This window comes from Elusimicrobiaceae bacterium (assembly GCA_028700325.1).
In the GTDB taxonomy this organism is placed as follows: Bacteria; Elusimicrobiota; Elusimicrobia; order Elusimicrobiales; family Elusimicrobiaceae; genus JAQVSV01.
Map to the genome: position 1 here is coordinate 1 of JAQVSV010000077.1, position 9,603 is coordinate 9,603.

Annotated in this window: 5 protein-coding genes; 4 read left to right on the forward strand and 1 reads right to left on the reverse strand. The window is 53.3% G+C overall.

Annotated features, from left to right (window positions below):
• Nucleotides 1-649 precede the first annotated feature (649 nt).
• The 4 genes from PHW69_08660 to surE all read left to right on the forward strand — a co-directional run bounded on the left by PHW69_08660 (nt 650) and on the right by surE (nt 7,711).
• A complete protein-coding gene (locus PHW69_08660; protein ID MDD4005254.1) occupies nt 650-1,615 on the forward strand; it encodes a hypothetical protein in 966 nt (321 codons plus the stop codon).
• Nucleotides 1,616-3,682: 2,067 nt separating this feature from the next.
• A complete protein-coding gene (locus PHW69_08665) occupies nt 3,683-5,107 on the forward strand; it encodes an SAM-dependent chlorinase/fluorinase (protein MDD4005255.1) in 1,425 nt (474 codons plus the stop codon).
• 275 nt (nt 5,108-5,382) lie between these two features.
• Entirely contained in the window at nt 5,383-6,834 is a 1,452-nt protein-coding gene (locus tag PHW69_08670) for a glutamine synthetase family protein (protein ID MDD4005256.1), read from the forward strand.
• Between the two features lie 100 nt (nt 6,835-6,934).
• Nucleotides 6,935-7,711: a 5'/3'-nucleotidase SurE gene (gene surE, locus PHW69_08675; protein MDD4005257.1), complete on the forward strand. Its 777-nt coding sequence runs from the start codon at nt 6,935-6,937 to the stop codon at nt 7,709-7,711.
• A gap of 82 nt (nt 7,712-7,793) precedes the next feature.
• Here the strand turns inward: surE and PHW69_08680 are convergent.
• Nucleotides 7,794-9,603, reverse strand: a 1,810-nt coding sequence (locus PHW69_08680; protein ID MDD4005258.1) for a molybdopterin-dependent oxidoreductase, incomplete at its 5' end; no start/stop codon positions are given.

Sequence of the window (9,603 nt, forward strand, 5' to 3'; positions counted from 1 at the left end):
GCGCCACCCGCGCCTTGAATCCAGCTTCAAATGTCTTTCGCATACAGCCTCCCTAAGGTTTTATTCTACCGACTTTTTTCACCTTAAGCAGGCCTTAAATTCGGTCCAGTTTTCCCCAACCATTATACGCATCCCTGAATTTTTCGGGGCGACATGGCCGCAATCTTACGATTGCGGCCATGTTTTTCGGCTTTTGACACTGCCAGCAAGAACTGAGGCACGACATAATTTCATTCTGCGCACGCCGGTCGGGCATATCCCGACACCCCTGTAAGAACTGAGGCACGACATAGTAGCCTGACACTTCCCCAGAAAACTGGCCGTGGAAACATTCGCAAAATTCTGAATTTGCACAATACCCCGCAGCGCGGAGCGCCGGATTATTAAACGCTGATCGAGTGTGCAAAAAATGCGGCTTCACACATGGAAGTTAACAACTTGAGTGCTGTCTGACAAATGTGTGGGGCATATAACTTAATTATATGTCATATTTATATGTCTGACATATAATTTGCCAGATTTTCCACATGTTATCAACAACCTTGCCATAAAACCACTTCGCTCCTTGACTTTTTGTTGTCTTATAGTTATTATATGTACAATACGGTTAACAACCTGTTAATAAACCTTACAGTATTTACTGAAAATCATGACAACCGACAATCATGCCCAGGCAAAATTGAAGTTTAAACTCCCGTCCGGCCTTGAATTTGAAGCCGAAGGCTCGCCGGAATTTGTAAGCGGCGAGAGGGATACTTTTCTTAAACTGGCTGCAGCAACAGGCTTTCCCTGCGATACAGCAGTGCCACGTCTTTCAGCCGGGCCGGGGGGGGAGATGCCTCAGAAAAAAAGTTTATCCCCCTCCCAAAAAACTGCCTGTTTCCGGGCACATGGTGCCGGAAGCACCAGCCCGCAATCCCATACTGATACTCAAAACCAGAGAACACAACCGGGGTCAATTTCCGTATCAGCGGAACATACTGATCCCCAAAAAATCCATAATCGGAGAACCGCTTCCGAATATTCACATTTTCAGCAATCCGATACCCGGCAAGAAGAAAGTGCCTCCCCAGTGCCCACCCGGCAGGCACCTGACGGTTTTGACGAAATAGCCGGCAATACCGGTATAATTCCTTTCATTTCTAAAAACACGCCGGATCATGAGGGCAGTTTGAACAATGACGCCCAACTGGCGCCGGGCGGGCAAACCCCGGTATGCCCCACACCAAATCACCCTATGCCGGACTACCCCCAAAACGATCCTGGGGCAAATCCCGGTTTAGGGCATTGGGAACAAATATCCCTTATAAAGGATAACCTGATAATCCTCAAAGCCAGGCATTCAGGTTTTGAAGCGGGGGACTGCGCCCTTGTCCTCTTGGCCGGAGCGCGCATCCTTTTAAGAAAAAACAGCCAGACAGCATTGGAACTGGCAAAAGAACTACGGAAATCCGGCTACGCAAAAGGCAGACTGGACCGCATTTTGCAATCAGAAATAATTCAGGGCCGGATAACAAGTGTCGGCACCAAAAGAAGCCGGTTTTACGCACTTACTGGCTCTGGTCTTGCAAGAGCCTCTCGTATTGCTGAACATATGGCTGCGGCAACACTATAGAGTATCGCTTGAATCTAATAAACAATATTAGATTTATCAACGGCATTCCTTTTCAAAACAAGCCATTCCGTGGGGGATTTTTTAAACACATCAATTAATCTAACAATCATTATCAACTTTTTACATAAACTTCTGCTCGCCTGCCATTTATTTTGTGGCAGGTTTTTTATTTTTTGGAGTTGGGAAAGACATTCCCAACTCCAAAATTAACTTACGATAAGATATATTATGTTGCCTTTTACTAATTTATTGCTTCCCTGTACATTTTTAAACTCAATATCATTTTTATATTCATATTCCCCTGCATATCGTAATTATTTTGCCTTCTTTCATTGCTTCTATGTAACTTTATGTATTAGCAGAAATTTAATTTTCAAATCCTGAGTGCTGGACTCAGATTTTAAAAGCAAAGTTTTTATTACAAATATCTAATTCCTGATCTTAAATTTTCAAAACCTTGCGATCTTTTTGCTCATTTTTTAAAAATCAGAAAATCGCGTGGTTAAAAATCCGTAAAATTCCCCCCCCTTGGGTACTGCATTGTGTAAAAATGCAGCTAAAGGCAAATTTGGCATGAATTTGACCAGATACCGTAAAATATAAGAACAGCTCTTAAATATGCGCCTTAAAAACCTGATTTCCGTGCCCCCTGCTTAAAACCGGCACTGTTTACAAACCCGTGCGCGGCAAGACCATGCTGTATCAGAGATAAAAACTTTCTTTAGCAAACTGTGCGGAACGATTCTTTTATAAATTCCGCTCACAAAATGCCGGTCAGCACGACATAATGATTGTCGGCATGGCATAGCTCCGCCAGAGCGTTGCAGTGTGTAACCCTGCGCAAGCAGGGCAAACGAAGTTTGGACCATAAAGAAACCCCCGGCATAGCCCGGGGGCTTTTTTTGTATTCGCCATTAATGTATACATTAGCGCATCGGTTATGTATCACCCTGCTGAACCCGGATTGAATCAATCCGGGCGGGGATGGCCCCGGAATGTCCGTTAAACCGTTTTTGCCATAGCGATGGGGGCTCTATATGTGTATTTCGGCTGGATGCCGCAATAGCTATACCCGCTGAACCCGAAATACATGCATCTGCAGGCTGAAATAGCCGTCCGGGCGGCAGTTTATACACAAAAACCGTAAAAAACATAGGGGTCGCGCCCGCGTATGTATACATAGCGGCAAAATCGGAGACGCTGCGCGCAAAAACTGGTTTTTTTGGTTTTTGCCGCACGCTGGAATGAGTGATAATGTTCCTGGCTTTACAGACCGTCTTTCTTATCCGGGAAGGGCAATACGCCCGATTGCGCCGTTCGTATTATATGTTCCGCTCACAAAAACCCGGCACCGGTCAGCCCGGCATAATGATTGCCGGCATGGCATAGCTCAGGCAGGGAGATGGAGTGTGCAACCCTGCGACCACGTCTACCTATAGAATATGGCGGCTGTATGTCCTGTTGGGTAATTCCAGCAAAATTCCCCGCCAAGGTATGCTTGGCAGGGGATTTATCAACAACCTGTTGACAACACGCGAAAGGCCGTCATTTTTCTCAAACCGGCTGACTAGTTATACCGGCACAAGCCGGGAGAGTTTCATTCGATAAAATCTCATGCGTCCTGAAAAGGCTATTTTTATAACCAAATGTCCAGTTGCAAGCCTCCCGCGTGTGACCGTGCTGCCCTGCGGCCGGGTTGCGGCTCCAGGCGGCGCAAAACACTACAAGCCGCACTGGCAGCCGCCGGGTTTTCGGCACGCATGGCCTGTTGCAACAGGCTTTATAACACCCGGATTGGATGGGAACGTTCACAAAATATCGTGCGTAAAGAACAAATTGATACCAAATGAAACACCCGAATAAACCGACTGGCTACAAACCGGCGCCGCAAAAATCCGGCCTCGCGTGTGAATTTGAAAAAACAGGAAATACGGGCTGGACCGGCTGGCGCGCTCGGCGCATTCGAGTTTGAAACTATACGGAATAACGGACTGGGCACGGCGGAAGTTTTTTAACAGACACCGCGGTTGTTTCCCTGCACGTTCGTGAAATGCTATAAATCTGATTATGAAAACACTGCTTTCCGTTCTTCTGGCCGCCTCAGGCCTGCTGCTCTCTCCGGCAGGCGCGCAACCCGCTGCCGCCGCGCCCGCGCCGATAGTGTTCATGAGCGATTTCGGCACCGCCGATGATGCCGTGGCGCAGTGCAAAGGCGTTATTTACGGTATCGCGCCGGACGTGAAAATTTTTGACGCTACCCACAACATACCCGCTTATGATATCCGGCTGGCCTCGTTTTTCCTGCGCGAGCAGGCCGGGTTCTGGCCGGCGGGCACGGTATTTCTGGCGGTGGTGGACCCCGGCGTAGGCACCGCACGAAAGGCAATTGTGATGAAAACCAGAAACGGACAGTATTTCGTGGGGCCGGATAACGGGATTTTCACGCTCCCCGCACGGCTGTTCGGCGTGGAAGAAACACGCGGCATTGTTATGCCCGGCAGCTCGAAAAACGCGGTAACAGCCACGTTTCACGGACGCGACGTGTTCTCGCCCGCCGCTGCCCTTGTCGCGAAAAATCCGGAGCAATTTAAAAACATAGGCCCGCTTATCGCAAACCCTGTCTTGTCCGAATGGGCTGAGCCGGTTGCCGGACCGGACGGGATTGAGGGGTCGGTCATGTTTGTCGAACCGGCCTATGGCAATGTATGGACCGACATCGGCGAAACTTATATTCGCCATATAGCGAAAAACCAGAATATCGCCATTCGGATATCCGGCCGGGAAATCACGCTTCCGTTAACAGCCGCGTTCGGCGATGTGAGCCCCGGCAAACCGCTGGCCTATATCAATTCGCGCGGATTCCTGTCGCTGGCTCTGAACATGGCCGATTTCGCTAAAAAATACGGCGTGAAACCGGGCGACCCGGTCAGGTTCGGCATATCGGACGCCACATTCATTGATATTGGCAGACTGCCGGCAAAAAACATTCATCTGGACATCCGCTATGCCACCGCCGGCAATTTCGCCAAAACCGCGGTCTATCCGGCGGCCCGCTGCTATCTGCGCAAGCCCGCGGCGGACGGGCTTGCAAAAGCCGCCGCGCTGGCTGAAAAAGATAATTTTTCGCTGTGCGTGCTGGATTGCTACCGGCCTCTTGCAGTGCAGGAAGCCTTCTGGAAACTCATACCCGACGAACGCTATGTGGCCGACCCTAAAAAAGGCTCGAAACACAACCGGGGCATGGCGGTTGACGTGGCCGCGTGCGACGCCAAAGGCAACTGGCTGGAACTGCCTACGCAATTCGACGACTTTTCCGGCAAAGCCGCCGCCGCTTCCTCCGCCGGATCACCTGGCGCGCTGGCCAACCGGAGCAGACTTCAGAAAGCAATGACGGGGGCGGGGTTTGAAATTTTCCCGTCCGAATGGTGGCATTTCGATTTTCCCGGCTGGGAAAAAGCCGGCATTGAAAACTTTCCTTTCGCCGCCGAATAAGCTACCGCCGCAACTGTTTTCGCCCGGCGCGGGCACGAGCCGGGGAGTTTTTTCATGCCCGCCCCCCACCGAACCCGCGGCGGTTCAGCGCGGCACAGCTCCGGCATGGCCGGCGAACGGAAGTTTGCCACTCCCGCAGGACACTGTCAGTTCCGCCGGCAAAAACCGCCTTCCATAAACTGAAAGATCAAAATATCGCAATATTATAATAGCCATTGTATTTTTTAATTTATTTATATATATTTATATAATAATATCTTTATTAGAGGTGACATATGCCCGAACCGCGCCGAAACGAACCCGTAGTGCTTAAAAAATTCCTGGAAATACCGTATGACGAGCTGGAAGCCATGAACCTTGAAGCAGCCGAAAACGCGGAAAAACTCCCGGCAGCCGTGCTGGAAAAAAAATACCGCGCCTATCTGACAAACGAAAAACGGCTGAAGGCGGTAACGCTCTGCTTTTCAGACATTGAAGGCCGGTTTCATATGCTTGATTATGACAAGCAGTTTTTCCTGCGGGCAGACGACAACCTCACTTTTGACGGCTCGTCCATCAGGGGGTTTTCGGCCCAGAAAGAATCGGACCTGAGGCTCGGAATTGACTGGGGAAGCATCTTCTGGCTCCCGTCCGACGTGTTCGGCCCGGGCAAGGTGATTCTGTTCGCCACCGTCTTAAACCGCGACAAAACGCATTATGAGTCGGATTTCAGGGCGCGGCTGGCCGAGCTCGCGCGGCAGCTTGAAAAATCGCGCGGCATCACCGCCAACGTGGCCGCCGAAGTGGAGGGGTTTCTGGTCAACGGAGTGAACGCCGAGCAGACTTACAGGAAAGAAACCGGATTCGCTCTGATTTCAACCGGCGGCTATTTCCATTCGCTGCCGCTCGACCGCCTGAAAAGATTTATTGACACTGCCGCCGAGGCCCAGCGCGCCATGGGGTTTAAAAACGAAAAGGATCACCCGGAAGTGGCGCCTTCGCAGTTCGAGCTTAATTTCTCCTATGCGCCGGTGGTGCGCGCCTGCGACATGATACAGCTGTACAAACTGCTTTGCCGGCAGGTGGCCGCCAGCATGGGCTTGACCGCCACGTTTCTGCCGAAACCGATCGCCGGCGTCAACGGAAGCGGAATGCATCTGAACCTTTCGCTGGTGAAAAACGGAAAAAATATTTTCCACGGCAAAAACGGCGAGGACGGCCTGTCCACCCTGGCGTGGGACGTGATTTCCAGAATACTAAACCACGCGCAGGAACTATCGCTTATTCTGAACGCGAGCGTAAACTCCTACCGCAGGCTCGACCCGCATTTCGAGGCGCCGAACCAGATAAAAGTGTCGTCGGTTGACCGGGGCGCGATGATCCGCATCCCGGCCGGCAACGAAAATTCCGCCCGCATAGAAATCCGCTCCGTCGGGCCGGACGCCAACCCTTACCTTGCGCTGTACGCGCTGCTGCGCACCGCGCTTGACGGAAAACCGCTGACCAAAGATGAAAAGAAACGCGACCGGGTACGCTACCTGCCCGGCAACATTTACGACGCGATCCGCATTTTCCGAGCCAGCGAGTTTGTCAAAAACATAATGGGCGCGGCGCCGCATGAAAAATACGCGGCATTCAAGCTGATGGCCGCGGACCGCAGCCCGAAAGAGCTGGGCGCTATCGTTAAATCGTCGGAAGTGCTGTTCCACCACGAGGTGACCGACCAGATGCTCTGGCACAAGTTCTGATCGCACCGGTCCCGCCTGCGGGGCCCCGGCGGCAAACCGGGGCCCCGTTTACAGGAACCGGCAACGCCGCCGACAATGCTATAATATCCTACGAACTATTATGAGAATACTTATAACGAACGACGACGGCGCCTACTCCGACGGCATCCGAATACTGCGCAAGCACCTTTCACGTCACGCCGGGGCGCTTATTGTCGCGCCGGCAACACAGCAAAGCGGCGGAGGGCACAGCATTACGCTGTTTCACCCCCTGCGCGTAAAAACCCTTCACGAAAACGGCGAAACCATAGGTTATATGGTAAGCGGCTCGCCGGCGGACTGCGTGAAAATAGGCATCTGCGAATTCATGAAAGACGGCGCGCCCGACGTGGTGGTTTCCGGCATCAACCCCGGCGGCAACCTGGGCACCAACCTGTTTTATTCCGGCACCGTTTCCGGCGCGATGGAAGCGCTGCTGATGGGATATCCGGCGATAGCCGTTTCTTTCGACCGGGAGGAAGACCCCGATTACGAGTACGGCGCGCAGCTCACCGAACGCCTGCTGCTGGAGCTGGAAAAACTCGGGTTCCCCAAATGCCTGCTGAACGTGAACATTCCCTCCGTGCCGATCGAGCGGATAAAGGGCATAAAAGTCACACGGCAGGGCTTTATGCGCTATACCGAAAATTTCAACAAACGCGTTGATCCGCGGGGCAGCACCTATTACTGGCTGGAAGGCGAGCGCGTGCATATCGAAGACGAACTGGACGGCGACTCCGCCGCCGTCAGCCAGGGCTACATCTCGGTAACGCCGCTTTTTTACGACCTGACCGACAACAAGCATATCAAAACAGCGCAGACCGTTGTGGAAAACCTGCAGAAAACGCCCATTCGCTAGTTTTTCAGCCGTCCTGCATAATTCCCCCTGAAAAAGCTGAAAGCCGCCTTGCGGGCGGCTTTCAGCCTGTTTTAAGACTATGCTATTTGGCTTCGGCTTTCGCTTTAATGCCAGCCAGAATCCTGTCCGGCGTGAACGGCGCTTCAAACAACCAGACGCCCGTGGCATCATGGATCGCGTTGGCGAACGCCGGAATCGAGCAGTTGATCCCGATTTCCGAAACCGATTTCGCTCCGAACGGGCCGTTCGGCTCATAGGTCGGGATCAAGAACGTCCGCAGAGGCGGCGCGTCGTGCGCCGTGAAAATCCGGTAGCCCCGGAACCCGGCGTTAAGCATCGCGCCTTTGGAATTGAACTCCATTTTCTCGCACAGCGCGTAAGACATGCCGTTAAGGGTCGCCCCGTCATTCTGACCCTCGGCCAGCGCGGGATTGATGGCGGTGCCGCAGTCAACCGTGGAAACGTAATCAATAACCTTGAGCTCACCGGTTTCGGTGTCCACCTCGATCTCCGCGAAATGCGCCGCGAACGGAGGCGGCGAAGTGTGCGCGGTATGCGAGGCGGTGGCGCAGATCTGGTGCTGGTTTTTATAATACAGCGAGGTTCTGGCCACTTCCTCAAGACTGCATTTCTTCCCGCCGTCCGCGCTAGCCACAAAACCGTTTTCGAGATGCAGTGCCGACGCCGGCTCGCCCAGAATGGCGGCGCCCACGTCGAGTATCATGTCCCGCACTTTCAGCGCGCACTTGCGCGAGGCATTGCCGGAAATGAAGGTGGTTGACGAAGCGTACGCGCCCACGTCAAACGGAGTGAGGTCCGTGTCGCCGGAATAGACTATAATCCTGTCCACCGGCACGGTGAGCACTTCGGCGGCTATCTGGGCGAGCACGGTGTCCGCCCCGGTGCCGATATCGCTCGCGCCGGCGGCGAGATTGAAGGACCCGTCATCGTTGATCTTGATCGTGACCGACGCCATGTCCACTTCCGGAATGCCGGACCCCTGCATTGAACACGCCACGCCGAGCCCGCGCCGTTTCGAGCCGGTCTGGCCCGCATATTTTTTCCGCTTGGCGTACCAGTCAATTTCCTTGAGCCCTTTCTCGATGCAGGCCCGGATCCCGCAGGAAGTCATCACCTGTTCCACGCCCTCGCCGCCTTCGCCCATCGCTTTGAATATCGGCGAGCCGACCCCTTCGCGGATGTAGTTTTTAAGGCGAAATTCGATCGGGTCCATGCCGATCGCCCCGGCCATCATCTCCATCTGGCATTCCATCGGAAAACACGCCTGCGTCGCGCCGTAGCCCCGGTACGCGCCAGCCACCGGCAGATTGGTATATACGGTGCGCCCCGTGAACCTGTTGTTCGCCGCCTGATACATCGGCAGGGAATGGGAACCGGCGCACATCATCACCGTCAGCGCATGCGCGCCGTACGCGCCGTTGTTAAGGTAAATCTCCATATCGAGATCGGTGATTCTGCCGTCCCTCGTCACGCCGCTTTTAAGCCGCGTTATCGCCGGATGGCGCGTGCGCGAGCTGATGAACACCTCGCGCCGCGTAAGCTCGATGCGAACCGGCTTTTTTGTGGCCAGAGTCAGCGCGGAACATACCTGCTCAAGAAAAATCTCCTGCTTGGAGCCAAACCCGCCCCCGATGCGCGGTTTGATCACCCGGATTTTCTTGACCGGGATATTGAGCGCCTGACCCACGATACGGCGCACATGAAACGGCACCTGCGTGGAAGTGCGTATGAAAAGCCTGCCGTTAGGATCAAGCCAGGTGAGCGTGGTATGCGGCTCCAGCGCGCAGTGCTGCGCGTACTGGGTTTCATAGGTGTTCTCTAAGATATAGTCGGCCTTGTATAACCATTCGTCCGGGTGGTTGTCAAGATCA